Source organism: Polyangiaceae bacterium (genome assembly GCA_020633235.1).
Classification (GTDB): domain Bacteria; phylum Myxococcota_A; class Polyangia; order Polyangiales; family Polyangiaceae; genus JACKEA01.
The window spans coordinates 944,347-968,692 of the sequence record JACKEA010000002.1; the positions used below are offsets into that span (position 1 = coordinate 944,347).

Below are 24,346 nucleotides of genomic sequence, written 5' to 3' on the forward strand. Positions count from 1 at the left end.
CGGTGCAACGACCATGCCTCCACGCTATGCTGCCATCGATGCTTCGCTACTTGGCGATGGCAGCGGCGGGTCTTGCGCTCGGCTGCACGGTGGACGACGTCGACTACGCGGGCAAGGGCTGCTCGGTGGAAGCGCCGTGCCCGGATGGGCTCGCCTGCATTGCGGGCAAGTGCCGGAAATCCACCACGACGCAGTCTTGCACGCCCTCCTTCACGGTGACCGACTTCAAGCGGGTGTGGGAAACGCCCCACACGGTGCGCTGGAGCTGGTCCCCCCAGGGGCAAGCGGACGACTTCGTGCAGTACAAGCTCGTGGTGGCGGAGAGCGACGCGGCGCTGGAAAGCGCACGCCAAAAAGCGCGGGCCGGTGAGAACGACGGGCTCGGCGGCAACGTCTGGACCCAGGACGACAACCCCGAGCTCGGCAAGTACGAGCTGCAGCTGTCGGGCAGCACCGACGTGATCGCCGCCACCACGACGGACGGGCTCAGCGCCGGCAAGGAATACCGCGCACGCCTATTGGTCTACGACGCGGCGGGCTGCGTTTTCGAGACCGAGCCCGCCGTCGCGTTGACCGGGCAAGAGCCGACGTTCTCCTACTCTCTCTTCGATGACCAGGGCCACCCGAACGGAACTGCGCGCCCGCCCATGGCGTCCGTCCAGACCGACCCTACCAAGGCGTTCGAAGGCGACAGCTACATCGAGTGGCCGGGCTGGCCGGACGATGGCAGCGTCGTGAACGGCAATTGGGAAAACATCGGGATGTACGCCATCGCCACCGATCCGCAGCAGGACTACCCACTGTTCGACTTCAGCGCGGCGTACCTGGAGCTGGCCGTGGCCATCGACGGCGCTCCTCTCGCGGCGTGGGGTGAGGCCCGCTTGATCGTCGGTCCCTCTCCCGGCAACTGCGACCCCATCACCGTCAGCTCCATTTATCCGTACGTGTTTCGTCCCGGAGCCGGCTACGTGGTCGTGGAGCTACCGCTGTCCCAGTTCGGGCTCAGTACCGGCAAGCTGGACGCCGACATGTTGAAGAACCAGAGCATCTGCGAGTTCAGCATCGGGCGAAACTGGGCGATCGGAGAGTCCGTGCGCATCGATGGCGTGCGCCTGCGCTGGTGATCCGCTGGATCCCGGAACGTCCTTTGCACGCTCGTGAGCCATGTTGCGGCTGACGGCTCTGATCTCCCTTCTCGCGCTGGCCTTCGCGGCCTGCTCGTCCGACGACAGCTCGCCCACCCCCAGCTCCGGCGGGACCACGAGCGCGGGAGGCACGACGAGCACGGGAGGCACCAGCTCTGGCGGCAACGCCGGATCCAGCGGCACCGCCGGATCCGGTGGATCCCCCAACCTGGGCGGCGGTGGCAACGACGGTGGCGGTGGCTCGGCCAGCAGCTACGACTGCAAGAATCCGGGCCCCGGCTGGCTCTTTTGCGAGGACTTCGAGGGCATGGCGGCGGGCTTCGACGCCTGGAAGGCGAGCTGGGGCTGGACGGACCAGATCGGTGCGGGCGACCCGGGACGCATGACGTCGTCCACGGACGCCCACGGCGGCAGCTATTCCGTGCACTACCCCGCCGCAGCGAGCTCCGGCTACCAAGGCGCGGATCTCATCTACCGAACCTGCAACGGCGAAAACAAGCCCGGCTGCAACCTGGACAGCTACGGAGAGCTCTACTTCCGCACCTACCTGAAGCTCGCGCCGGATCACGAGCGCGTGCACCACTTCCTGAACATCAGCGGAAGCCAGCAGTTCTGGGAGGCCTACGGCAACGCGGGATGCCGCCCCAACGGCCAGCGCGCCATGGGCACCACGGTGGACTTCGCGGCCGATAGCCACGAAACGTTTTTCTACACCTACTTCCCGGAGATGAAGTGCGACCCGGGGGCCACGTGTGACAACTACGCGGACTCGCAAGCCATCTGCAACGAGTGCGCACAAAAGGACATGGCCTGTCAGAACGGCCCAGAGTGCTGCTGGGGAAACCTGTTCAAGCCAACCCCGGCGGTGGCGCTGCCCACCGGCAAGTGGGTCTGCTTCGAGATGATGATGAAGGCCAACGGCGTCGGCCAGCACGACGGCGAGATGGCCTACTGGATCGACGGTACGCTCGTGCACCAAGAGACGAACATGCAGTGGCGAACGACCCAGGACTTGGGCCTGAACATGGTGCGCCTCCAGCACTACCTGGAGACTTCCGACGCCAAGAGCCACTCGAACCAGGTGTGGTTCGACGACGTGGTGGTCAGCACCCAGCCCATCGGGTGCATGTGATGCGCGCGCTGACAGCGTTCTTTGCCGTCGTCACGCTCTCCACTCCGGCGCTGGCCGCGGAGTACTTCGTGGCTCCGAACGGCAGCGACGACAATCCCGGGACGGAGAGCGAGCCCTTCCTCACGTTCCAGAAGGGCCTCGAACCGCTCCAGAACGGGGACACGCTCACGATCCGCGGCGGCAGCTACCGGCTGATGGACGGCGCCAGCGGCGCACAGTTCAATCGCCCCGGTGGCACCGCCGAGAGCCACGTCACGATTCGCGCCTATCCGGGAGAGCAGCCCGTGTTCTTGGGCTCCCTCAGCACGGAAGGCAAGAGCTGGGAAGACCAGGGCGGCGGTCTGTACCGCCTGGATGCGAGCTACTTGCCCAACGACCCCACCGGCCTCTTCACCGGGGAGACTCGCATCGAGCACGTGATGAAGACGGTGAGCGGCACGCGCTCCCACGCGGACGTGGCGGACGTGGTGAATCCCGGAGAGTGGACCAAGGCAGACGCGAGCGGCGCGGGTTGTCCGCAAGAGAACGCCGGCTGCTACGTGTACCTGCGGCCGCCGACCGGCATGGACCCGAACGCGGAGGTGTTCGAGCTGTCCCAGCGCAAGCTGATCTTCGCGTTGGGCACGCCCTTCCTCGAGATCCGCGGCCTTACCATCTTCTACACGCAAGACGCCGCCATCACTCTGGAAGGGGGCGAGGGGCAACTGGTGGAAGACAACGTGCTGGCCCACAACTCCAACGGCAACGACAACTCCTACTCCATCTTCGTTTCCTACGGCGGCGGCGCCACGGTGCGAAATAACCTGGTGTACGACTCGAAGTACTGGGGCGGATTCTCCAACTCCAAGGGCATCACGCTCATGGACATGGACCCCGACAATCCCTCCCTGATCGAAGGCAACGAGGTGTACGACATCGTGGGGCAGGGCATCACCAGCAAGGACGGTGTCGGGAACATCGTGGTGCGAGGCAACTACGTGCACGACGTGGGCGTGTGTATCCAACCCGCCAGCCGTCGCTGCCACTGGCAGAAGTCCAACTGCACCCCAACGGACCCGGAGAACTACCCCGGCGGAGGTTGGACCATCCAAGAGAACGCGATGGTGCGCTGTGGCGTAGGGGTCGGGTTCTCTTCCGGTGAGCAAAACGAGGACAACCGCATCTTCAACAACGTGTTCTACGACTGCGACTCGGGCGTGGACGTGGTGCTGGCCCACCCCGGCACCTTGATCGCCAACAACATCTTCGCCAAGAGCGTCCGCGGCGTGTTCCTCGACCACGGTGGCAGTGGGGACAGTGCAACCTTCCAGGACTTCTTGCCGGTGTTCACCGCCCACCACAACGCGTTCTTCGACAACGAGAGCGACTACCTGCTGCGGCCGGACTGGACGGGCCCGGGCGGCTCCGGAACCGGGTTTGCGCTGAGCGAGGTGCAGCAGGCGCACGCCATCGAAGACGCCTCCCTCGCGACAGATCCGATGTTCGCCGACGCGCCGGGCGGCGACTTCCACTTGAGCGAAGGCTCACCCGCGAAGGCGGCTGGTGACGGCAGCCTCTACTCCGTCGCCAGCGTGGACATGGGCATGTATCCCCTCGGCGCCAGCGGCAGCGGCGGCGCTGCTGGCGCGGGCGGCGCGGGGGGCGGGACGTCCGGCGCCGGTGGCGGCGCTGCAGGAAGCGGCGGCGGCGCCGCAGGAGCCAGTGGCGCCGCACCGAGCCCCGACGAGAACAGCGGCTGCGGCTGCCGCGCGGCAGCTCCGCGGAGCTCATCCGGGCTCGCGGGCCTGATCCTGCTGGGAGCCTTCGCTTTCGCCCGCCGATGGTATGCTGCGCGGCGTGGTGGACGAATTCCTCACCGCGGCTAGCCAGCGTTACGAGCCCGAAGCCCCCGCAAACGCCCGTTTTCAGCTGGTCGTGGTCGAGGGTCCCGACGCCGGAACGACCTTCACCGTAGATGGCGCGGAGCCCGGCCCGGCTCTCTTGGGGCAGAGCGAGGCGTGCACCTTTCGTTTGGCGGACCGCGAGGTCAGCCGCCGCCACGTCGAGCTGGACGTGGAAGGTCGGCGACTGCGGATCACCGACTTGAAGTCCACCAACGGCACCTTCGTGGATGGGGTCGCGGTGATGGACGCCTACTTGTCGGGCGGCGAGCTGGTGCGCCTCGGCACCAGTGCGCTCCGGGTGGATCGCCTGGAACCCGATGGCGCCGGCAAGACGCGGGAGCGTCGCGGCAGCTTCGGCCGCTTCATCGGACAGAGCCCGGAGGTCACGAGACTCTATCCCCTCGTCGAGCGACTGGCCGCCAGCAACGTCACCCTGGTGATCGAGGGCGAGACCGGTACGGGCAAGGAAGTCCTGGCCGAAGCCATCCACGAGCACAGCGCGCGCAAGGAAGAAGCCTACGTAGTGCTCGACTGCACCACGATCCCGCCGAACCTCGCCGAGAGCGAGCTCTTCGGTCACGAGCGGGGAGCGTTCACGGGTGCGACCGGACAGCGCCGCGGCGTGTTCGAGCAGGCGCACGGCGGCACGCTGTTCGTGGACGAAATCGGCGATCTGGACGTGACCCTGCAGGCCAAGCTCCTGCGCGCCATCGAGCGCGGGGAGATCCGCCGCGTGGGCGGTGCGGACGTGATCCGCGTCGACGTCCGCGTGATTGCGGCCACTCGTCGGGATCTGGATCGCGCCGTGCAAGAGGGCACGTTTCGCGACGACCTGTTTCATCGCCTCGCCGTCGGGCGCATCGCGCTGCCGCCGCTTCGAAAGCGACGCGGCGACATCGCCGTGCTCGCGCGCTACTTCTGGTCCGAGCTCTCGCCGGGCACGCCGCTGCCCGCGCACCTGCTGCAGCGCTGGGAGAGCGACGACTTCCCGGGTAACGTCCGCGAGCTCAAGAACGCCATCGCCCGACAGCTGGCCACCGGTGATCTCGAAACCGACGAGATCTCGCAGGACGCCGAGCCCGAAACGGATTCGCCGCTGGACGCCCTGACCCGCGCCGAGACCGCGATGCGCGACGTGCTCCACGCGCGCTTGCCGTTTCCCGTAGCGCGGCTGCGCGTGCTGGAAGCGCTGCAAAAGGCCTACGTGGAACGCGCCCTCGCGGAGCACGACGGCTCCGTGGAGCGCGCCGCCGCCGCCCTCGGCATCGGTCGCCGCTTACTTCCACATCCTCAAGACCGGCAAGCGCAAACGCTGAAGTAAGAGGATGTAATCCTCCCAGAGATTATGTTGGTCCGGCGCGGAACCTCGTGCCGAGAAGTCCGCGCGCCTGCTCGAGGAGGTCCACGGTGCTTCGCTCCACGCTCGCTGCAATCGCAATTTCGTCATCGCTCGTCGCGTGCTCGTCGGACGGTGGCGGCACACCGGGCACGGGCGGCGCGGGTTTCGGCACTGGAGGCACCGGCAATTGGACCGGCACTGACGGCGGCCCCGCCGGCAGCGGCGGAGCGGGCGCCAACGGCGGCAGCGGCACGGGCGCGACGGCCGGATTTGCGGGGACGGGCGGCGTAGGCGGCACGAGCCCAGGAGGCAGCGGCGGTCTCGCGGGCACCGGGGGTCTCGCGGGCACCGGTGGCGTGGGTGGCGGCAATCCGGGCGGCCCCTATACCCCCGGCTGCAAGCCGTGGACGGCGGACTGCAAGGGCGGCACGGGCTGCAAGACCTTCCTGAACAGCGAAGCGAACTGCGGCGCCTGCGGAGTGACCTGCGCCGCCGGCGAGACCTGCGTCGGTGTGTGCGCTGAAACCGTCGTCGGCAGCTGGCCGGACCTTGCCTTCCCCGGCAAGGACGACAACGTCATCTTGATCTGGGACGACAACGGCACGGACCAAGTGGGAAAGCTGGCGGCAGATGCCGGCGACATCGTCCCGTTTGGAGTCCTGGACGGAACGGCCAAGTACTTCTGCGATGCTCAAACCGGGCTGCGGAGGGCCCCGATGGCGCCGTCTACTTCGCCTGCACGAAAGGCCACGTCTACAAGATCCCGCCGAGCGGCGGCTCGGCGGTGGAGATCTTGGTGGCCACGGCGCCGCCATCCAGCCTGGACAAGAACATCGCCGTCTTCGGCAGCAAGATCTTCTTCGCCGGCTCCAACGGTATCTACCGAGCCAACGACGACGGCACGGGGGAAGAGCTGTGGGTGAAGAACGCCTGCGTCAGCAAGCTTGCCGTGGACCCTGCGCTGAGCGAGGTCGTCTTCTACTGCCGGTACGACAACACGATTCGCGTGCGCGGGGCGAACAAGGGTCCAACTACGGACTTCGTCTACGATCGCGAGATCCCGGCCCACGCCGAGAGCGGTCTCTGGATCGACGCCACTCACTATTGGTACCAGCGCATCGATGGCGCCTCCGGCGCCTTTGCCACGGGAGAAGTGCTCCGCGTTCCCAAGCAAGGCGGCCCGGAAGAACCGATGCTGGACATAGCGAACCCTCCCCTGGTGCATCTCAGCGTCGGCACGGGCGGTCCCTACGCGCTTCAGCTCGTGGATCAGACCGACAAACACCTCCGCCTCGTTCGGCTCGGGTCAAGCGGTAACCACCAGCTGCTCCTGGATTGGATCAACGGCTATCAGAACAGCAGTCGCTTCCTGTACGTGGGCAAGACGCACCTGGTGATGGCGCCCAACCTCGACGTGGTCCGCGTGCCGCTTTAGAACGACAGTTCACCTGGGTTGACCACAACAGACGCCACTCTGAAGAGAACGACTGACGGTCGCGCTGCCGTTGCCGCGCGTCATTCGCGGGCGGGCGCGCGCTGCCTTCTGAGCCAAGCGACCGGAAGAGCGCAACACGAGACGAGCGCGAACGGACGACAGAATTCGTTCAGTGCCGGATGGCGCGCGGCGCGGAGTCTGCGCGCTGAACCAAGAGGGTGGCGCCCGGCTTGTCGTGACGTCTGCGCGCTGGACCAAGGGCGTGGGCTTTGCCGGGGTGGACCCAAGGAATTGATGGGGTCTGGGGCGCACGGAAATCGGTTTACATAGCAACTGATCTAGGCGAGTCCGAAGCCCCTGATCGTTGCATTCGACAGGGTTCGGCAGGCTCGAGCAGGGCAGAAGGGGGACGCGCGGGGGTCTTTGGCGTAGGAAATCAGTTTACATAGCAACCGATTTGGGGGCGACCGATCCCCCCTGATCGGCGAGCTCGAGCTGGAAGGAGAGAGAGCCTGAAAGCGAAGCTCGAGCACGCCCGCGCCGCTCCCGCGGGACGAAGCCGGGCGAGCCCGGCCGTGCAGCCCGGCGCGAGGTGTACGAGCGCGACGGCGCCCAATGCTGCTTCGTGTCGGAGTCCGGCGTGCGCTGCACGGCCAAGAAGACCTTCGGCCGCGAGTACGTGGAAGACAAGATTCGCCTTCGTCAGCGAAGGCGTTCAGACACCGAGGACGCTGCGGATGCCGAGGCGCGGGAGAAGCAAGACAAGCTCCTCTTGGCGCTGACGACTCAGGGCTTCAAGAAGGGCGAAGCCAAGAAGGCGACGGAAACGCTCGCTCGAGAAGCGCGCACCCTCTCGCGAGAAGAGCTGCTTCGGCGCGCCCTGGCGCTGCTCGTTCCGCGATAGACGGGCTGATTCCGCGCCGAATCGACAAGCCACCCGATAAAAAGATCGTCGTTGAGCCGCCGCTTTGCGAGAGAGGACCGACCCAGGTGAGCACTGGGGTTAGAACCGCCCCGTGACGACGACGCCGCGGGCATCCGAGCCGGCAGAACGGTCGATCACGCCCCAGCTCACGCCGCCGACGAGCAGCGCGCCCCCCGCCGCGAAGGAGATGTTCGCCAACAGCGCGAAGGTCTTGGCTTCGTCGTTGGCGTTGGCGGCGTCGCGCGCCAGCTCCGCGCTCTGGGCATCGTCGTGCTTCGAACGCGCGCGGAGGCCGAAGAACGCGCCGCCGCCGATCACCGCCGCGCCCACGCCTGCGACGATCCACGGCACCACGCTAGGCTCGTGCTTTGGCGGAGGAGCGGACTTCTTTTCCCGTTCGGCGCGCTCCGCCTCGCGCCGTGCGTCGGCTGCGCGCTTGGCCGCCAGATCGCGCTCGCGTTCGAGCGCGGCCTTCTCGTCCAGCTGCCGCGACAACGTCGCGATACGTCGCTCCACCGATCCGCGGTCCTCGGCCTTGGGCGCCTCGTCCAGGTACTTCTGGTAGGCCTCGACGGCGCTCTTCGAGTCCCCCTGCCCTTCGTAGGCGCGCGCCAGGTTGTACAGGATCGTCGGGTTCGGCTCGATGGAGTACGCCTCCCGCAAGAGCGGGATGGCTTCCGAGAAGCGCCCGGCTTCGTAGTGCGCCGCGCTCTCCTTCACCAGCTGCACCACCCGCGCGCGCTCCTTCTTGCTGGGCGCCGCCAGGGCCGACGGGACCGCCAGGGAAAGCGCGATAGCTAGGAGAAAAGCCCGGAAATACACTGCTGAGCGCAGACCATATCACGGCCGGGGGGTGCTACCCTGGGGTGTCCTTACGGCACCATGAGCGCCCCCACCGTTTCACGCATCGGTCGCTACGAGATCGTCGGCCTGTTGGCGACCGGCGGCATGGCGGAGATCTTGCTCGGGCGCCTCGTGGGCCCCAGCGGCTTCGAGCGTCCGGTGGTCGTCAAGCGCATCCTGCCGCACCTGGCCCGGGTCTCCACCTTCGTGGACATGTTCGTGGACGAAGCGCGCATCGTAGCGGGCATACGCCACCCCAACGTGGTCGCCGTGCAGGAGCTGGCCCACGAGGGGGACGAGCTGTTCCTGGTCATGGAGTATCTCGAAGGCGAGAGCCTGGGCGGTGTCGCTCGGCGTCTCGTCACCCACAAGGAGACCCTGGATCGCGCGCTCTCGGCGTTCGTGATCGCCGAAGCCTGTGCCGGGCTCCACGCCGCTCACGAGCTGAAGGACGAAGACGGCATGCCCCGGGATCTCGTCCACCGCGACGTGTCCCCCCAGAACGTCTTCGTGACCTACGGCGGGCAGGTGAAGCTGCTCGACTTCGGCATCGCCAAGGCGGCGAACCGCAGCACCCGCACCGAGGCCGGCCAGGTCAAGGGCAAGTTCGCGTACATGTCGCCGGAGCAGTGCCTGGGCAAACCCCTCGATCGCCGCAGTGACATTTTCGCTCTGGGCATCGTGCTGTGGGAGCTGTCCACGGGGCGGCGCCTGTTCAAGCGCGGCAGCGAGCACCTCACGTTCAAGGCCATTTGCGACGAGCGCATCCTGAAGCCCAGCGAGGTCGTGCCCGACTATCCCCCCGTCCTCGAGAACGTCGTGATGAAGGCGCTGTCGCGCCGGCGGGACGATCGCTACCAGACGGCCCAGGAGATGCGGCGCGAGCTACTCTCGGCTGCGCGGCAGCTCGGCACCACGGAGCTCCCGGAAGAGCAGCTGTCCGCGGTGATGCACCGCGTGTTCGCCGAGCGCATCGAAGAGAAAGAGGACATGCTGCGGCGCTTCCACGTCGGCTCGGCGCCCACGAAGATCCCCGTCGCCGAAGCCGACGAAGACGTCGACCTGCCCAGCGTGGTGGAGGACTTGTCCACCATCCACACATCTACGGACGTCGCGGCCTCGACTCCGAAGCCCGCGCCCCGGCGCTTCCTGGCGCCGCTGGTCGCCGCTGCCCTGGCTGCTGGCGTCGCCGTGTTCGTCGTCGGTCGCCAGGTGTCGAACGCGCCGGCTCCCGAGCCCGCCGTGTCGCTCCCGGCGCCCGTCGCCAGTGCTCCGCCTCCACCAGCAGCCTCCAGCGCCGCCCCGGCCGAGGCGGCAACCGTCGTGCTGCGCATCGAAACCACGCCTTCCGGCGCCCGGGTGTCGATCCCCGGCAGTCCGCCCACCACCACGCCCGCCGAGCTCGCGGTCCCCAAGAGCGGCGAAGCCATCACCATCGAGCTCACGCGCCCGGGCTACTCGCCGCGCAAGGAGCAGGTCGTGCCGAACATGAGCCAACGCTTGGTGCTTCCGCTCACGCCGCTGCCCCGCACGGGGCCCGCAAAGCCCCAGGAAATCCCGAAGTTTCGCTGACGAGATCTTGTCGGGGCGGCGCGGAACCTCACTCCCGCAGGGGCTGCACTCGGATCACCCTCAGGTCGGCCACCGCGCTGAGCGTCTCTTTGCCGTCCACGGAAAAGCCCACGCGAATCGCAAAGCGGTCGCACCACGCCATGTAGGCCTCCACGGGCTCGAACTGCACCACGACGTCCTTGCTCGTCCCCGGCGGGATCGCGAGCCGGGTCGTGGCTCCCCGGTAGTCCTCGTCGTCGTCGAACATCACGCTCGCGAGCTTCGGCTTCGACCGCACCGTGGACGCCGGCTTCTCGCAGGACGAGTCGTGCAAGAGCTCGACGCTCTTGGCCTCTATCGTGCGCGGCGCCGCGCCGTCGTTCGTGACCGCGAACGTGACCTGGCCGATGCGCGCGGGCGCCCCGCCGTGGGTGTGCCGCGCAGGGCGGTCCTGGCCCGCGATGAACAGCTTTCCGTCCCGCGTGTGCACGGCGGTGGAGCCCGAGCCTTCGTCGATTCTGCCCGGCAACCGTGGGTCCCGCGCGGGCGCCCGAGCGTCGGGCTCCGCGGTCACCTCCTTCACGGGCGACGCGCCGGCATCGGACGCGCTGGGAGCGGACGCGCTGGGAACAGCGGCGCTTCGCGCCGGCGCCGCCGTCCTTTCCGTGGGCGGCGCCGCCGCGACGTCGGGCTTGGTGCGCTCGCAGCCCAGGGTGGCGACGAGCAGGGCAAAGCAAAGACGTCCGTGCCTCATGGGTAGGACACCACCACGAAACGCCGCTGCTTGGGGCGCGCCGTTTGCGCGAGCTTGGGCATCGCCAAAGTGATGCGGACCGTGGCGTTTCCGCGGCGGACCAACATATGGATGATCTGACCCGGACGGTGCCTTCGCAGCAAGTACGGAACGCCTTCCATGCTGTGGATGGGCGTGCCCTCCACGGATTCGATCACGTCCCCCTGCTGAAAGGGCGAGCCCTCTTCCACCCGGAGGACCTTCGCCGTGCTGGTGTCGTGGCCTCGGATGTGAAGCACGTCCAGCGCCAGTGCCTTGGCGGTGATGCCGGCGTACTCCGTCACCTTCACGCGATACCCGGCTTGGCGCAGGCACTTCCCGAAATCGATGGCGCCCCGTCGCGTCAGGCGCTCACGGAGCGCGACGCCGCTCTGCTTCGAAGCCGCGTCCACGGCGTTCAAGAGCTCGTCCACCACCAGCGGCACGCCGGTCTTCTTGCGCACCGCCTGGTGCACCAAGGCGAGCGAGCTGCCGTCGGCCTTCAGATCCGCGTCCGTGCAGAACGCGATCACCGCACCGCCGGAGTAAGCCAGGGAATCTCGCGCCTGGGCGATGGTGCCGTTGCCGATGGCACGGGCGTAGTTGTCGTGAACGGACAGCAGACGCTCGGCGATCTCTTCCTTTTCGGCGGCATCCAACCGAAGCGACATCATCACCTCCAGGTAGCGGGTGAAGCCCTCGCTCATCCACTCTTGGTCGGCGCGGTTCCACAGGTGCATCAGCTCGTGCACCACCACCACGCCCATGGGCGAAGACGCGCGCCCATCCGGCGGCGCTTCGTACAACAGCGAGATACCGCGCCCCACCACGCCGCCCGCACGTTCCGCTGCCTTGTCGTAGGCGAGAAGCAAGTGCACCGGCGCGATGGTGCCGAGCTCCTTGGCGCCGAGGCGCAGCGTACGCGTCACGAGGGACCCGAGCGGCGCGAGATCCTCGGCCGTGAAGTCGCTCGTCACCAGCGTGACGTCGACGCTACCTTCGGTCAGTCGCTTCGACTGAAACTTGCCGGTGTAGTAGATCGCGTCGTGCAGCTCGGCGAGGGACTGCGTGCGGATGCGCCCCTCGCTCTCCGCGCCGGCGGAGCTCTCGAGGGCGTAGCCCTCGGGCAGGTGCAGCGCGATCTCCGCTTCCAGATCCAGGTTCTTGTCGCGCGCCGGCGTGGGCAAGTACAGCCGCGGAACGAAGGCACGCCCGTTCAAGAACCAACCGCCAGCGGTCGCGTGGGGCACCTCGTCCACGCCCACCACCGGATCCGCTGCAGCGTGCTCCAGGTGCACGCGGTAGCGGAGCGACAGCACGCGATCCGGCGGCAGCGTGTGCTCCTCCTGCCACGGGACTTCGTTCCTCGCCGCATCGATGCCCCGCACGAATTCCGAATAGCTGGTGGGTCCGGCGCGGAACCTCTCGTTTCGAAATCGCACGACGACGCGGTCCGCGTCTCGCGGAAGCCAAGCGAGCGGCACCGTGAGCGCCACGTCGAGCACGCGTTCTTCCGGACGAAGCGTCGCGTCCACCACGGCGTGGTCCGGCACGGGCTCCGGCGCGGCCTCGAGCGGAGCTTCGGCCCGGGGCGGCGGCGGTGGCGGCGCGCGCACGAGCTCCGGCGCGGCCGGCGTGCACGCGACCACGGCGACGACGAGCACGGCGAGCACCTCTCGCATCGCGCGACTGTACCACCCCCGGTCTCACTCCGCGGTGAGCACGAACTTGGCGTCGGCGGACGTCTGATCGGCTTCGAAGAACGCGTTGCCGGAGGCGTTGGTGGTGGTGTCCAGCAGCGCCACGCCGTCACGCGTCACGTGCACCTTCGCGCTCGCGGGCAGCCCGGTGACCAAATGCCGCCGATGCCCGGGCTTGGCCACCGAGTACTCCACCGTGCCGTTCGTGCCAGGCGTCTTCGAGAACACGGCCGCCCAATCGTTCACGGTCACACCAATGGAGTCGGCGCTCTCGAGGAGCTCGGTGGCCGGCGGCGCGGACACGTCCACGGACGCCGGTGAGAGCACGTTCACGAACAAGTCCAACGCGTGCTTGCCTTGGGGCGCCACCTCCACGCGCCACTTGCCGGGCGTGTAGTACGTCTGCTTCAGGTATTCCGAGTTGCAGATGGGTGCGACGCCGGTGTAGCTCCAGTTGGGAAAGTGCGCAGCGGCGCAGGGGTCGCTGTCGTCCGAACCGTGCAGGGAGACGCTGAAGCTGCTCTCGGTGTTGTCCAGCGTTTGGATGAAGAGCTTGGCGTTGCCGTACTTCACCGTGGTGTACGAGCCCAGCTCCGGCTTGTCCATGGTGTGCAGCAGCCAGCGCTTTTCGTACTCCGGCTGGGTCGCCCGCACGCGATCGAAGATCACGAGCACTGGGGCTTCCCAATCCTTCACGTTGCGCAGATACACGAGATACCGAACCATCTCGTCGGCCTTTCGCTGACCGATGCTCTGGCTCGCGCCATCGGCCACCGCGCAGGAATCCGTGAAGTCCGCCGCGATGCAGGTGTAGTCCGGCTGAGTGTCGTACACCGGCGTCTTGGCGATGGTCTTGTCGAACGGAACCGTGTTCCAGTCGTATTCGATCTGGTTACCGTCCACGAGCACGGTGTTGTGGGCGATGGCGCGCGTGTAGTAGCCCGTGTGGTGGCCGGAGCCGTAGGCGTCGTAGTACCCGCTGTCGATCGCCAGGGGCGCCTGTTTGTAGAACAGGACGAAGCTGCCGTTGTCGCGGTGGTTGTGGTTGTCGCTGAAGAACGGCTGGTTCTTGAAGTACACCAGCAAGTCGTCGTCCTTCCAGCCTTCACGCAGCACGTAGCGGCCGGCGTCGTGTCCCGCCCAGGCGTACGGCAGCGCAGCGGGGTCGCCGTCGGCGGCGGTGCCGTCGTCCCACAGCATGCGATACATGCTGTACTTCGTCTCGTCTCGAATCTCGGCGTACCTGTCCTCGAAGCGATGGGCGAACCAGTGCGCGAAGGGGTTATCGTAGCCGTGGATCACCGCCAGCGTGGTCTCGTAGTCGTAGAACTGGAAATAGGGCCAACCCTGGTCGTCGGAGTTGACCAGATTCAGGTCCGTGGTGTTCCTCAGCCCGTACATGAAGTAGCGCGGGATGCCGTCCAGCCACGTTTCTTGGTGAAGGAAGTCGACGTCCGTCGCGGTGCTGAGGGCGATGATGGGCGCGATCAGGAAGTTGTACTTCACCCCAGCGTAGCCCCAGCTCATGAAGTATCCGCCGCCGGAGTGCCCGAGCTTTCGGAAGGTGGGCAGCAGGTCGTCTTCCACGTGCTTGAAGCTCAAGTCGAGATACTCCGCGAGCGAGTAGCCGTAGTCTTCGTCCAGCGGGAACGTCTCACCCGCGAGGGCGAGCGCCGCCACCAGCGCGTAGGATTGATGCCCCTCTTGGTGCCCGAGACCACCAACGAGCTGATTGTCCGGCCCGATGAAGGCGTGATCCACCTGCCATTTGAGGCCATACAAGATGCCGTTGCCGATCGTCTGTCGGTCGTTAGCCGTGAGCTCCGCGTAGCACCAGTCGTAGATGGTGCTCATGAACAGGATGTCCGAGCGCACGGCCGTGTCGTCGCTGGTCGTCCGAATGCTCTGCGCGCGGGAGTGTCCGTCGGAAATGGCAGCGTCGCAGTAGGACTTCTGCCCGCTCACGAGCCCGGCGAAGGCGTTGACCATGCCGTCGCGGTAGCCGCTCTCGATCTGGAGCCAATCCTTGGAGCCGACGCGACTCTTCAGCGCGGGCAGGGTTTCGGCGTTGATCCAGATGCGCGGGTGATCCGCTCGCACCTTGGGCAAGCCCTTGGAGTAGGTGCGCGCACTGGCTTCGTCGGAGTACCCCGACTGGGCAGAACCCTTCGCGGCCGCGATCCGATAGTAGTACGTCGTGTACGGGCTCAAGCCGTCGTCCACGACCTGGGTCGCGTCCGCATCCGGAGCTTGAACCTGCACCCAGCTCGAGGCCCCCTCGGCGCGGCGCTCGAGGACGAAGCCCGTCTCGTCCGTGCTGTTGTCCGTCCAGTCGAGCTCGATGCTGCTGAACGAAAGCGGCGTCGCGACGAGATCCGACGGCGCGGTCGTATCCGACCCGGCGTCAGCGCCGCCACCGTCGGCGCCCCCCACGCCGCCACTGCCACCACCGCTGCTCCCACCGCTGCCGCTGGCCGCCGGAGTGTTGGAGTCGCTGCAGCTGAAGGCGAGGGCAATGCTGACCACTACGGCGAGACCCGAGATTCGCGCGAAAAGCATGACCTCCAATCATTTCACGCCTGGCGACCCAGGCAATGAACCCAATCGGACATGCCCCCGGGCCTGGGCGCCCGCAAAAGTGTGCCAAGCTCCGGCCGCCATGGCCTTGGACGTCGACGCCTTTTCCGAGCGGCACTTCGCCGACCTTGCCGCCGCGTTTTGCCGCGGTCGGCTCGGCCTGGCGCGCTCCGTGAGCGACGCGGACGCCGTGACGGCAGGGCACACGGCGGGCCTCCGGCTGCACAAGTTCAAGCGCAGCGCGGAGCTACCGCGTGTACGGCGGGTGCTCGGCGCGCTCAAGAGCTTCGCGCCCGCGTCCCTGCTCGATATCGGCAGCGGCCGCGGCGTGTTCCTCTGGCCCCTGCTCGACGCCCTGCCGGAGCTCTTCGTCACCGCCCTGGACGTCCGAGAAGACCGAGTGGCAGATCTCCGCGCTGTCGCCACCGGCGGCGTGGAGCGCCTGTCCGCAGTGGAAGCGGACGTCCATGCGCTGCCCTTCGACGACGCGCGCTTCGACTTGGTCACGGCCCTCGAGGTATTGGAGCACCTGGACGACCCTGCACGCGCGGCGCGGGAAGTCCTCCGCGTGGCCGTCCGGGGCGTCATCGCGTCGGTGCCCTCCAAAGAGGACGACAATCCCGAGCACATCCACTTGTTTTCGACCGACACGCTCCGCGATCTGTTCCTCGACGCCGGGGCCCTTCGCGTGGACGTCGAGCACGTGCGCGGCCACGCCGTCGCGGTGGTCAGCAAGTGATCCCCATCCGCAAGTACCCGCGCACGCGGCACATCGAGGGCTCGCGTCTCTCTGCCGGGGATGAAGATCTCTCCGCGGTGCCCTTTCGCGAGCTCGCGGGCAAGCACCTGGTGGTGGAAGAGAAGCTCGACGGCGCCAACGCCGCGCTCTCGTTCGACGACGACGGCGCGCTCTTGCTGCAGAGCCGCGGGCACTACCTGAGCGGCGGCCCACGAGAGAAGCACTTCGCCGTGCTGAAGACCTGGGCCAACGCGCACCAGCGCGCCTTCGCGGAGCGGCTGGGCAGCCGCTACGTGATGTACGGCGAGTGGTTGTACGCCAAGCACACCATCTTCTACGACCGGCTCCCGCACTACTTCATGGAGTTCGACGTGCTGGATCGCGAGACGGACGCGTTCCTGTCCACCGACCGGCGAAGGGCGCTGCTCGACGGCCTTCCCATCCAGAGCGTCCCGGTGCTGCACACCGGCGCGCTCTCGAGCCTGAAGCGGCTCACCGCTCACGTCGCCCCCTCGCTGTACAAGTCACCCGACAGCCGCACGCGCCTCGCCACGCATGCGGCGGATCTCGGCCTCCCGGTGGAGCAAACCTTGGCGGAGACGGATCCCTCGGCGCTCGCGGAAGGCCTCTACGTCAAACACGAAGAAGACGGCGTTGTGTGCGGTCGCTACAAGTTCGTGCGCGCCACGTTCCTCACCCAGGTGCTGGAGTCCGGCAGCCACTGGCTCGCGCGGCCCATCGTGCCAAACTTGCTGGCTCCCGAAGTGGATCTGTACTCGTGATGCTGCCCCCCTGCCCCACCGCGCCGAGCTTCTCCCTGAACTGGGACGAGCTGGTAGAGCGCTACGAGTGGGTGCGCGCCCTCGAGGGCACGCAGCAAAACCCCACCTATCACGCGGAAGGAGACGTCTTCATCCACACCCGCATGGTGCTGGAGGAGCTCTTGTGCTTACCCACGTTCCGCCAGATGTCGGACGCGGACCGCCAGGTCACCTACTGGGCGGCGCTGCTTCACGACGTCGCCAAGCCCGCCTGCACGCGGGAAGAAGACGGCAAGCTCACGGCCCGGGGCCACTCCGGACGCGGGGAGCGCATGGCGCGCCGCATCCTGTATCAGCTGGGCGCTCCGCTCGGAGCGCGGGAGCAAGTCGCTCGCTTGGTGCAGCTGCACCAAGTGCCGTACTTCGCCCTCGAGCACGAGCGTCCGACGGACGTGGCCATCGGCATCAGCCACATCGCCCGCGCCGACATCTTGTGCACCGTGGCGGAGGCCGACATCCGCGGTCGCGAGTGCGCGGACAAGCAACGCTTGCTCGACAACGTGGAGCTCTTCCGCGAAGTGTGCCGTGACGCCGGCTGCTACGAAAAGCCCTACGCCTTCGCCTCGGCTCACAGCCGCGTGGAGTACTTCCGGAGGGACGCGCGAGATCCCGCCTACGCCGCCCACGACGACACCCAGTTCGAGGTGACGCTCATGTCCGGCTTGCCCGGCGCCGGCAAGGACACCTGGGTGCAGCAGAGCGCTCCGGGCCTCCCGGTCGTCTCGCTGGACGCGCTCCGCGAAGAGCTGGGCGTGGCGCCCGAAGAGAACCAAGGCACGGTCGTGTCGGCGGCCAAGGAGCGCGCGCGAGAGCTGCTCCGCGAGGAGCGTCCCTTCGTGTGGAACGCCACCAACGTGAGCCGCAAGCTGCGCAAGCCGCTCCGCGAGCTGTTCTTCGACTACAAGGCGCGCCTTCGCATCGTGTACGTCGACACACCGTGGAGCGAGCTCCTGCGCCGGAGCCAAGACCGCGCGGTACCCCGCGCCGTGCTCGACAAGCTCCTGGACCGCTGGGAGGTGCCGGACGAGACCGAGGCTCACGAGGTGCTCTGGATCGACACCGGCGGGTGACGCCGCCACCTCGAGACCACGCCACCTGCGGGTGACGCCGCAGGCGAAAAGCCGCGCCAGCGCCGATGGTACGCTCTCTGCAGAGGGAGCCAGTCATGTCGAACAACCCAATCGGTCGTTTCTTCTCCATCAAGAACGCGGGCATCGCCCTCGCCACCCTGCTGGGCGGCGCTGCCTTCGGCGCCTACTGCGTGTTCCGCGTGCTCGACCAGGGGCGCATCTCGCTGGGCGGCTTCGCGGTGTCGGGTCTGTTGGTCTTGGTAGGCCTCGCGCTGTTCGCGACCGCCTTTCCCAAGGGCTGCCGCCGCTGCAAGCGCGCCTTCGACAGCACCGGCGTCAGCTTCCCCGGCAACTACTACGGCGCCATCGAGCAGGCCCTGAGCAATGGCGACGAGCACGGCCTCCTGCAAATGCAGACCGCTCCCCTGGCCTCCGGCGAGATTGCCAAGATCAACATCGAGCACTGCGCCGGCTGCCGAGCCCTCGGAACCGCACAGGTGGAGCGCAGTCGGTACAACGGTCAGTACTCGGAGACGCTCGAGACCGGCGCCCTTCACGTGGTGACCGGATCCATGGTCGCCACGCTGGCGAACGTCACTGCCGCCCGCACCCAGATGAGCGGCTGAGCGCTACTTCAGGCAATGCAGCGACGAGGCCATGGGGTAGGCGTCGAACTCGGCCACGGAAATGCTCGCGATGCTGGAGCCGTTGTCCGTGATCAGCTCCAAGCAGCTCGCAGGCCACAGCCGGTCCTGATCCAGCTTGAAGGCCGCGGGGCGTCCAGTCGCACCAACGACGGGCGCCCCGCTCTGCATCGAAGCTCCGAACGGCACCGCGTAGAATATGCTCTCCGGCACGTCCAAGCTGGTACGCGCCAGCCGCGCCGCCGGGGCAGCGCTCGCGAACTGCAAACGTTCCCCGCCCCGCACCAGAGTGAGCGGTTTGCCGGGAGACACCAACAGCGTCCCCTCCAGCACCTTGGGCCACGGAATGCACTCGCAGCTGGTACCCATCGCGATGTCGATGCCGGAGTGGGCGAGATCCCAGCTGTTCACGTCGCTGCTGCCGACGGCGCGCATCACGTCGATCGAAATGCCATCACACGCGCTCGTCGGATCCAGCTGCCCGTCCGGACGCTTCACGATGCCGGGCCCTTCGTGCCACTCGAAGTCGAAGCTGGTGGCGCCCACCTGCTTCAAGTCCGGGCCGAAGACGCGCACCTCTTCCTTGCCCGCGCCGCCGTGCAGCACCATCACCACGCGGTCGATGCCCGGAGCGTAGGTCCAGTCCGGAGAGAATGCCTCGGTGAGCTTTGCGTCCCGTTTGGAATTGGGTTGTTGCGGCGCGAAGCCCGTCGCGCCCAGCTCCTCCACGCCGCTCTGGAACGTCGGGTCGCTCGATCGCAACACGAACTGCCCGGCACCGTTGCCGGGGTTGGCCCCCGCCGCGCTGGTATCCGTGAACGCCAGGTAGTACTTGCCGTCCTTGTAGAACGCGCTCGGCTGCCCTGCGCCGTAGGTGTTCGGCTTGCCGGCGAGAGACTGCGCCGGGCCGATGATCGGTTTGCCGCCGTTCAAGCGCGTCCAGCTGAAGCCGTCGTCGCTCTGTGCGACGCCGATACGCGTGGTGTTGTTCGGTGTGCCGTCCTTTCCCAGCCCGCCGTAGAACATCACGTAGGTGCCGTTCACCCGGACCACGCTCGGATCGCAGGTGTGCGCCCCGTCGAAATCCCCCACTACGCCGGTCGGCGAGAACACGTCGTCGTAACTGTTGGGCGCCGTCGACCCATGCGCGTGCCACGGTCCGTCCAAGCTGGCGGCTTCGGCATACAAGATGTGGTCCCCGGCGATGCCGCCACACCACCACATGCGATACACGCCATCGTGCATCACGCTCGGCGCGTAGTCGTAGGACGGCCGCGCGAATGCCGGGGAGTTGCTGCCACGGGGGTTTTTCGTGGCCCCCACCGTGGGCACCTCACTGCCACACGGTCCGGCGTCGACGCCGGCGTCCTCCGCCGCGGCGTCCGGATCCGGACCATCGGCCCATCCGTCGGACAATCCCGCGTCGAGGGAAGCCTCCGCGTTTCCGTCGCTGGAAGCATCCACCAGCGTATGTGGCGGTCCGGCGCTTCCGTCGTCGCTCGAACAGCTGACCGCGAGAAGCAGGGACAAAGCCGCGCAGCCCAGCGCCATTCGGCCAAACATCCGCGTTAGCTACCATGGTGGCGCGTTTCGCGGAATGCCGGGGGTCCCGCTTCCAGGCCTGGCGCGTATACTCCTCGAAGGGAGGGCAGCTTGAGTAGCGACACCGCAATCAGTCAAGAGCCCCTCTCGACGCGTCGGCCGCCGAGAGGTCGCGTCCTTCTGGTGGACGACGACGAGCTGCTGCTCGCGGCGAACGCTCGCGTGCTCCGGCGCGAGAGCTTCGACGTCGTGACGGCAGAGAGCGGGGACATCGCCATCGAGAAGTTGCGCCAGACGGAAGTGGACGTGGTGGTGACGGACATCTCCATGCCCCGCTACGACGGCATTCAGCTGCTGCGCGCGGTCCGTCAGGAAGATCGCGACCTCCCCGTGGTGTTGGTCACTGGCGTTCCTGCCGTCAGCTCCGCGGCAAAGGCGGTGGAGCTCGGCGCGTTTCGCTATCTGCTCAAGCCCTTCGAGCCGGCGGAGCTCGTGAGCACCGTGGTGCGCGCCACGCAGCTCCGTCGCCTGGGTCGCGCCAAGCGCCTCGCCCTGTCCGTGCTGGGGCAAACCTCGGGAGAAGCCTCCGGCATCGCCGGCCTGGAGTCGAGCTTCCGCCAAGCGCTGTCCACCCTGTGGATGGCGTTCCAACCCATCGTGTACACCTCGGACCAAACGCTTTTGGGTTACGAGGCGCTGCTCCGCTGCAGCGAGCCGTCCCTGCCCCACCCCGGCGCCGTGTTGGACGCCGCGGAGCGCCTGGGAGAGCTCACCACCCTCGGCCGCACCACCCGCCACCGCGCCGCCAGCATGATGCGCGAGGCTCACCCCGAGGCCCTGCTCTTCATCAACCTGCACCCGGAAGATCTCGCGGATCCGCACCTGTTGGACGAATCCGTCGCCCTGTCCGAAATCGCGGATCGCGTCGTCCTCGAAATCACCGAACGCGCCTCACTCGATCGCGTGCCGGGCCTGGACGAGCACCTCGTCGCCCTGCGCGCCCTCGGCTTCCGCATCGCCATCGACGACCTGGGCGAGGGCTACGCGGGCCTGTCGAGCTTCGTGCGCCTCGATCCCGACTTCGTGAAGCTCGACATGTCCCTCGTCCGCCACATCGACGCCAGCTCCATCAAGCGTCGCCTCGTGGCTTCCATGGTCGCCGTCTGCCGCGACATGGGCCTGCAGGTGATCGCCGAGGGCGTGGAAACGGACGCCGAGCTCGGCACCTTGATCGAGCTCGGCTGCGATTTGATGCAAGGCTACCGCTTCGGCCATCCTGCCCGTCCCTTCCCGGAGCCCACGTGGTAACGCTGCGACAGCGTATGTCGCAGGCGGACGCCGGCGAGGGAAGACGCGTCCCACCCGCTACGTATCCGTTGCCATGAACAAGATCCTCCCCTTCGCGTTCGTGCTCGTCGCAGCGGGCTTCGTTGGCTGCGGCAGCGGCGGCGATGACGGCAACGCCGGAGTCGGCGGCAGCGCCGGCGCCGGTGGCGGTTCGGCAACGGGAGGCAGAGGCGGCCGTGTCGACGGCGTCATCGACTGCGCCTGGCTCGAGGGACCACAAAACTGCTGGCAGGCCGCCGTCGATGAAGCCTACGCGAGCTGCGCCGTTCCGAGCTCCACAGAGGGCTACTTCGGCGACCAGTACCTCTCCTGCGCCTATCCGAACGGAGACACCGACGTCTACGGGAGCAACAGCCACCCGCTGGATGCCGCCGGAAACGGGCATGACGACTTCTACGTGGAGGCAACCCGGGGCGGCACTCCGTGCTTCACGTTCGAAGCGCCCACGCCCTCTCTCGGCGGCAGCTCCGGAGTCTGGACGCTCACCACCAAGTCCGGAACCGTCACCTACAGCTACGACTCGGCGGGGATCTCCATTCAGTGCCCGAACGGCAGCACCTTTGCGGCCAGCGGCGTACCCTTCGCGATGCTGTTCACGTGTCCGACCAAGCAGTACCCGGGCGGCGTGGAAGCGATCCCCTTCCCGGGCTTTGCAGTGAGCCAGTCCAAGTTCAACTTCATGCCCTCCTCCCAGAACGACAAGGGAGACTCGCTCACCAACTGCACGTGTGCGCCGCCGGAGCCACCCGACGGCGGTGGGCTGCCCCCGCCCGCTCCGGGCTGCCCATCGATTTGACGCGCCGGGCATCGCGCCGGACCAACCAGAGGATCGTCAGCATGTCGGTCCGCCGCGGAACCCACGCGTAGCGCTACTTCGGGACCTCCCGGCGTGGCATATTCGCCCGCTCTCATGGGAATCGCGACCGATCTGATCATCGTGGTGGTCGCCGCCCTCGTCGGCGGCCTCGTCGCCCATCGGCTGCGACAGCCGGTGATCCTCGGTTACATCCTGGCGGGCATCGCCGTCGGACCGCACACCGGCGGCGTCACGGTGTCGTCCACCACGGACATCGAGCACCTCGCCGAAATCGGCGTGGCGCTCTTGCTCTTTGGTCTCGGCCTCGAGTTCTCCCTCAAGAAGCTGGCCCCCGTGCGCAAGGTCGCGCTCCTCGGAGCGCCACTGCAGATGCTGCTCACCATTGGCTTTGGCTTCGGCTTCGGACGGCTCTTGGGTTTCGACTCGCTGTCGTCCTTGTGGCTCGGAGCGCTGGTCTCGCTTTCCAGCACGATGGTCCTGCTCAAGGCGCTGATGAGCCAGGGCTGGCTCGGCACGCTGTCGAGCCGGGTGATGCTCGGCATGCTCATCGTGCAGGACCTGGCCGTCGTGCCGCTGATGATCACCCTGCCCAAGCTGGACGAGCCCGGTTTCGGGCTCTCGTCCCTGGGCATCGCCGCCCTCAAGGCTGCGGCGTTTCTGGGCGCCATGTTCCTGCTCGGCACTCGGTTGCTCCCGGCCATTCTGAAGTGGGTCGCGCGGGCCGGCTCCAAGGAGCTGTTCGTGCTCGCGGTCACCACCGTGGGCCTCGGCGTCGGCTACGCCACGCACGCCGTGGGGCTCTCCTTCGCCTTCGGCGCCTTCATCGCCGGCATGGTGCTCAGCGAGTCGGACTACGGACATCAGGCGCTGAGCGACATCGTCCCGGTGCGCGATCTGTTCGGCCTGTTGTTCTTCGCGTCCGTTGGCATGCTGCTCGACCCACGCTACCTGCTGGAGCACGCGCGGCTGGTGGCCACGGGCGTCGTGGTGCTCTCGCTGGGCAAGGCGGGCATCTTCGCGGGCGTCACCCGGCTGTTCGGCTACGGCAACGTGGTGCCGCTGGCCACGGCCCTGGGGCTATTTCAGGTCGGTGAGTTCGCGTTCGTCTTGGCGCGGGTGGGCGTGGACGACGGTTCGTTGAGCCACGACCTCTACTCTTTCGTGCTCACCGTCGCCATCGTCACCATGGCGCTCACGCCCGTGATGAGCGGCATGACGGAGCGGATCTACGCGCGGCGGCGCAAGAGCCCGGGCTTCCAACCGCTGCAGAACATCAACGTGGCCAGCGACACGCTGAAGGATCACGTCGTCATCGCCGGGGGCGGCCGCCACGGTCGCAGGATCGGCGAGGTGCTGCACCACCTGGGCCGCCCCTACGTCGTGGTGGAGCACGACCAGCGCCGCTTCCAAGGGCTGAAGGACCAAGGGCTCGCCGCCGTTTTCGGAGACGCGACCCAAGAGAGCGTGCTCGAGGCCGCTCACGCCCACGACGCGAAGCTGTTGCTGGTCACCACGCCGGACACCCAGGTCACGTCCGCCATCGTCCGGCAAGCGCGGGGCCTGAGCTCCCGGCTGGAGATCGTGGCGCGGGCGGACGACGCCAAGGACGTGCAGGAGCTCGCCGGGCTCGAGCTGGCGGAGGTGGTGCAGCCGGAGCTCGAGGCGGCCCTGGAGATGATGCGACAAGGGCTGGTACGCACCGGAGTGGCGCCAGAGCAGATCCACGAGTACGCCGACCGCGTACGCCGTGCGCAACGCGGCGAGTCCGCGAGCTACGTGGCGTACCTGGGCGAGCTCGCGAGCACGACGAGCACGACGAGCGTCGCGCTCCGCTGGATGGAAGTCCCGCCGGAGAGTCCTCTCGTGGGCACCACGCTGGCCAGCGCGGACATCCGCGCTCGCACCGGAGCGTCCGTGGTGGCCGTGCGGCGCAGCGGAGACGTGATGCTGAATCCGGAAGCCAGCTTCGAGCTCTCCGTGGGGGACGACGTCGGCGTGGTCGGCACCCCCGCGCAGCAAGGTGCCTTCGCCGCACTCCTGGCGCCACCAGCGGAGTAGAGCGGG

The 24,346-nt window shown here is 67.5% G+C and carries 19 protein-coding genes; 14 read left to right on the forward strand and 5 right to left on the reverse strand.

Going from position 1 to position 24,346, the window contains the following annotated elements:
* The first annotated feature begins 38 nt into the window (after positions 1-38).
* From H6717_14685 to H6717_14710, 6 genes are all read left to right on the forward strand, one after another.
* A complete protein-coding gene (locus tag H6717_14685) occupies positions 39-1,124 on the forward strand; it encodes a hypothetical protein (protein MCB9578269.1) in 1,086 nt (361 codons plus the stop codon).
* A gap of 40 nt (positions 1,125-1,164) precedes the next feature.
* Positions 1,165-2,277 carry a hypothetical protein gene (locus H6717_14690; GenBank protein ID MCB9578270.1) on the forward strand — a complete coding sequence of 371 codons (1,113 nt, stop codon included), beginning with the start codon at positions 1,165-1,167 and terminating at the stop codon, positions 2,275-2,277.
* Positions 2,277-4,142, forward strand: a complete 1,866-nt coding sequence (locus H6717_14695) for a right-handed parallel beta-helix repeat-containing protein (protein MCB9578271.1) — start codon at positions 2,277-2,279, stop codon at positions 4,140-4,142. Before H6717_14690 ends, H6717_14695 begins: the two co-directional genes overlap by 1 nt.
* A complete protein-coding gene (locus H6717_14700; protein MCB9578272.1) occupies positions 4,114-5,481 on the forward strand; it encodes a sigma 54-interacting transcriptional regulator in 1,368 nt (455 codons plus the stop codon). Before H6717_14695 ends, H6717_14700 begins: the two co-directional genes overlap by 29 nt.
* Positions 5,482-6,283: 802 nt before the next feature.
* Positions 6,284-6,934, forward strand: coding sequence for a hypothetical protein (locus H6717_14705; GenBank protein ID MCB9578273.1), 651 nt, complete (start codon positions 6,284-6,286; stop codon positions 6,932-6,934).
* A 592-nt stretch (positions 6,935-7,526) separates the two neighbouring features.
* Positions 7,527-7,838, forward strand: a complete 312-nt coding sequence (locus H6717_14710) for a hypothetical protein (protein ID MCB9578274.1) — start codon at positions 7,527-7,529, stop codon at positions 7,836-7,838.
* A 99-nt stretch (positions 7,839-7,937) separates the two neighbouring features.
* Here the strand turns inward: H6717_14710 and H6717_14715 are convergent, their stop codons facing one another.
* Entirely contained in the window at positions 7,938-8,681 is a 744-nt protein-coding gene (locus H6717_14715; GenBank protein ID MCB9578275.1) for a tetratricopeptide repeat protein, read from the reverse strand.
* Positions 8,682-8,741: 60 nt separating this feature from the next.
* Between H6717_14715 and H6717_14720 the strand changes: the two genes are divergently transcribed.
* The gene (locus H6717_14720; protein ID MCB9578276.1) at positions 8,742-10,274 is read left to right on the forward strand and encodes a serine/threonine protein kinase; all 1,533 of its coding nucleotides are present in this window, start codon (positions 8,742-8,744) and stop codon (positions 10,272-10,274) included.
* Positions 10,275-10,302: 28 nt separating this feature from the next.
* On the opposite strand, the gene H6717_14725 is transcribed toward H6717_14720, so the two are convergent.
* Genes H6717_14725 through H6717_14735 form a run of 3 tightly spaced genes read right to left on the reverse strand, consistent with a single transcriptional unit; the run spans position 10,303 to position 15,284 of the window.
* Positions 10,303-11,007, reverse strand: a complete 705-nt coding sequence (locus H6717_14725) for a hypothetical protein (protein MCB9578277.1) — start codon at positions 11,005-11,007, stop codon at positions 10,303-10,305.
* On the reverse strand, positions 11,004-12,707 hold the full coding sequence (locus tag H6717_14730) for a PDZ domain-containing protein (GenBank protein ID MCB9578278.1): 1,704 nt from the start codon (positions 12,705-12,707) through the stop codon (positions 11,004-11,006). The genes H6717_14725 and H6717_14730 overlap by 4 nt, the downstream gene beginning before the upstream one ends.
* 24 nt (positions 12,708-12,731) lie before the next feature.
* Positions 12,732-15,284 carry a heparinase II/III family protein gene (locus H6717_14735; GenBank protein MCB9578279.1) on the reverse strand — a complete coding sequence of 851 codons (2,553 nt, stop codon included), beginning with the start codon at positions 15,282-15,284 and terminating at the stop codon, positions 12,732-12,734.
* Between the two features lie 100 nt (positions 15,285-15,384).
* Here H6717_14735 and H6717_14740 point away from each other — a divergent pair, with 100 nt between their 5' ends.
* The 4 genes from H6717_14740 to H6717_14755 all read left to right on the forward strand — a co-directional run bounded on the left by H6717_14740 (position 15,385) and on the right by H6717_14755 (position 18,558).
* On the forward strand, positions 15,385-16,041 hold the full coding sequence (locus tag H6717_14740; protein MCB9578280.1) for a class I SAM-dependent methyltransferase: 657 nt from the start codon (positions 15,385-15,387) through the stop codon (positions 16,039-16,041).
* Positions 16,041-16,823 (forward strand): RNA ligase family protein, encoded by a 783-nt coding sequence (locus tag H6717_14745; GenBank protein ID MCB9578281.1) that lies wholly within the window; start codon positions 16,041-16,043, stop codon positions 16,821-16,823. The genes H6717_14740 and H6717_14745 overlap by 1 nt, the downstream gene beginning before the upstream one ends.
* Positions 16,823-17,932, forward strand: a complete 1,110-nt coding sequence (locus H6717_14750) for an AAA family ATPase (GenBank protein ID MCB9578282.1) — start codon at positions 16,823-16,825, stop codon at positions 17,930-17,932. Before H6717_14745 ends, H6717_14750 begins: the two co-directional genes overlap by 1 nt.
* A gap of 95 nt (positions 17,933-18,027) precedes the next feature.
* Positions 18,028-18,558, forward strand: a complete 531-nt coding sequence (locus tag H6717_14755) for a hypothetical protein (protein ID MCB9578283.1) — start codon at positions 18,028-18,030, stop codon at positions 18,556-18,558.
* A gap of 3 nt (positions 18,559-18,561) precedes the next feature.
* Here H6717_14755 and H6717_14760 read toward each other — a convergent pair whose 3' ends face one another.
* Positions 18,562-20,127 carry a hypothetical protein gene (locus H6717_14760; protein ID MCB9578284.1) on the reverse strand — a complete coding sequence of 522 codons (1,566 nt, stop codon included), beginning with the start codon at positions 20,125-20,127 and terminating at the stop codon, positions 18,562-18,564.
* Between the two features lie 102 nt (positions 20,128-20,229).
* Here H6717_14760 and H6717_14765 point away from each other — a divergent pair, with 102 nt between their 5' ends.
* From H6717_14765 to H6717_14775, 3 genes are all read left to right on the forward strand, one after another.
* Positions 20,230-21,426, forward strand: a complete 1,197-nt coding sequence (locus H6717_14765; GenBank protein MCB9578285.1) for an EAL domain-containing response regulator — start codon at positions 20,230-20,232, stop codon at positions 21,424-21,426.
* Positions 21,427-21,499: 73 nt separating this feature from the next.
* Positions 21,500-22,261 (forward strand): hypothetical protein, encoded by a 762-nt coding sequence (locus H6717_14770; protein ID MCB9578286.1) that lies wholly within the window; start codon positions 21,500-21,502, stop codon positions 22,259-22,261.
* A gap of 114 nt (positions 22,262-22,375) precedes the next feature.
* A complete protein-coding gene (locus H6717_14775; GenBank protein ID MCB9578287.1) occupies positions 22,376-24,340 on the forward strand; it encodes a cation:proton antiporter in 1,965 nt (654 codons plus the stop codon).
* Positions 24,341-24,346: the final 6 nt, after the last annotated feature.

Bases quoted from the DNA above. Each gene is read 5' to 3' on its own strand.
- H6717_14685 (MCB9578269.1), top strand. From the start codon at position 39: ATGCTTCGCTACTTGGCGATGGCAGCGGCGGGTCTTGCGCTCGGCTGC.
- H6717_14690 (MCB9578270.1), top strand. From the start codon at position 1,165: ATGTTGCGGCTGACGGCTCTGATCTCCCTTCTCGCGCTGGCCTTCGCG.
- H6717_14695 (MCB9578271.1), top strand. From the start codon at position 2,277: ATGCGCGCGCTGACAGCGTTCTTTGCCGTCGTCACGCTCTCCACTCCG.
- H6717_14720 (MCB9578276.1), top strand. From the start codon at position 8,742: ATGAGCGCCCCCACCGTTTCACGCATCGGTCGCTACGAGATCGTCGGC.
- H6717_14725 (MCB9578277.1), bottom strand. From the start codon at position 11,007: ATGAGGCACGGACGTCTTTGCTTTGCCCTGCTCGTCGCCACCCTGGGC.
- H6717_14730 (MCB9578278.1), bottom strand. From the start codon at position 12,707: ATGCGAGAGGTGCTCGCCGTGCTCGTCGTCGCCGTGGTCGCGTGCACG.
- H6717_14735 (MCB9578279.1), bottom strand. From the start codon at position 15,284: ATGCTTTTCGCGCGAATCTCGGGTCTCGCCGTAGTGGTCAGCATTGCC.
- H6717_14740 (MCB9578280.1), top strand. From the start codon at position 15,385: ATGGCCTTGGACGTCGACGCCTTTTCCGAGCGGCACTTCGCCGACCTT.
- H6717_14750 (MCB9578282.1), top strand. From the start codon at position 16,823: ATGCTGCCCCCCTGCCCCACCGCGCCGAGCTTCTCCCTGAACTGGGAC.
- H6717_14755 (MCB9578283.1), top strand. From the start codon at position 18,028: ATGTCGAACAACCCAATCGGTCGTTTCTTCTCCATCAAGAACGCGGGC.
- H6717_14760 (MCB9578284.1), bottom strand. From the start codon at position 20,127: ATGGCGCTGGGCTGCGCGGCTTTGTCCCTGCTTCTCGCGGTCAGCTGT.
- H6717_14770 (MCB9578286.1), top strand. From the start codon at position 21,500: ATGAACAAGATCCTCCCCTTCGCGTTCGTGCTCGTCGCAGCGGGCTTC.
- H6717_14775 (MCB9578287.1), top strand. From the start codon at position 22,376: ATGGGAATCGCGACCGATCTGATCATCGTGGTGGTCGCCGCCCTCGTC.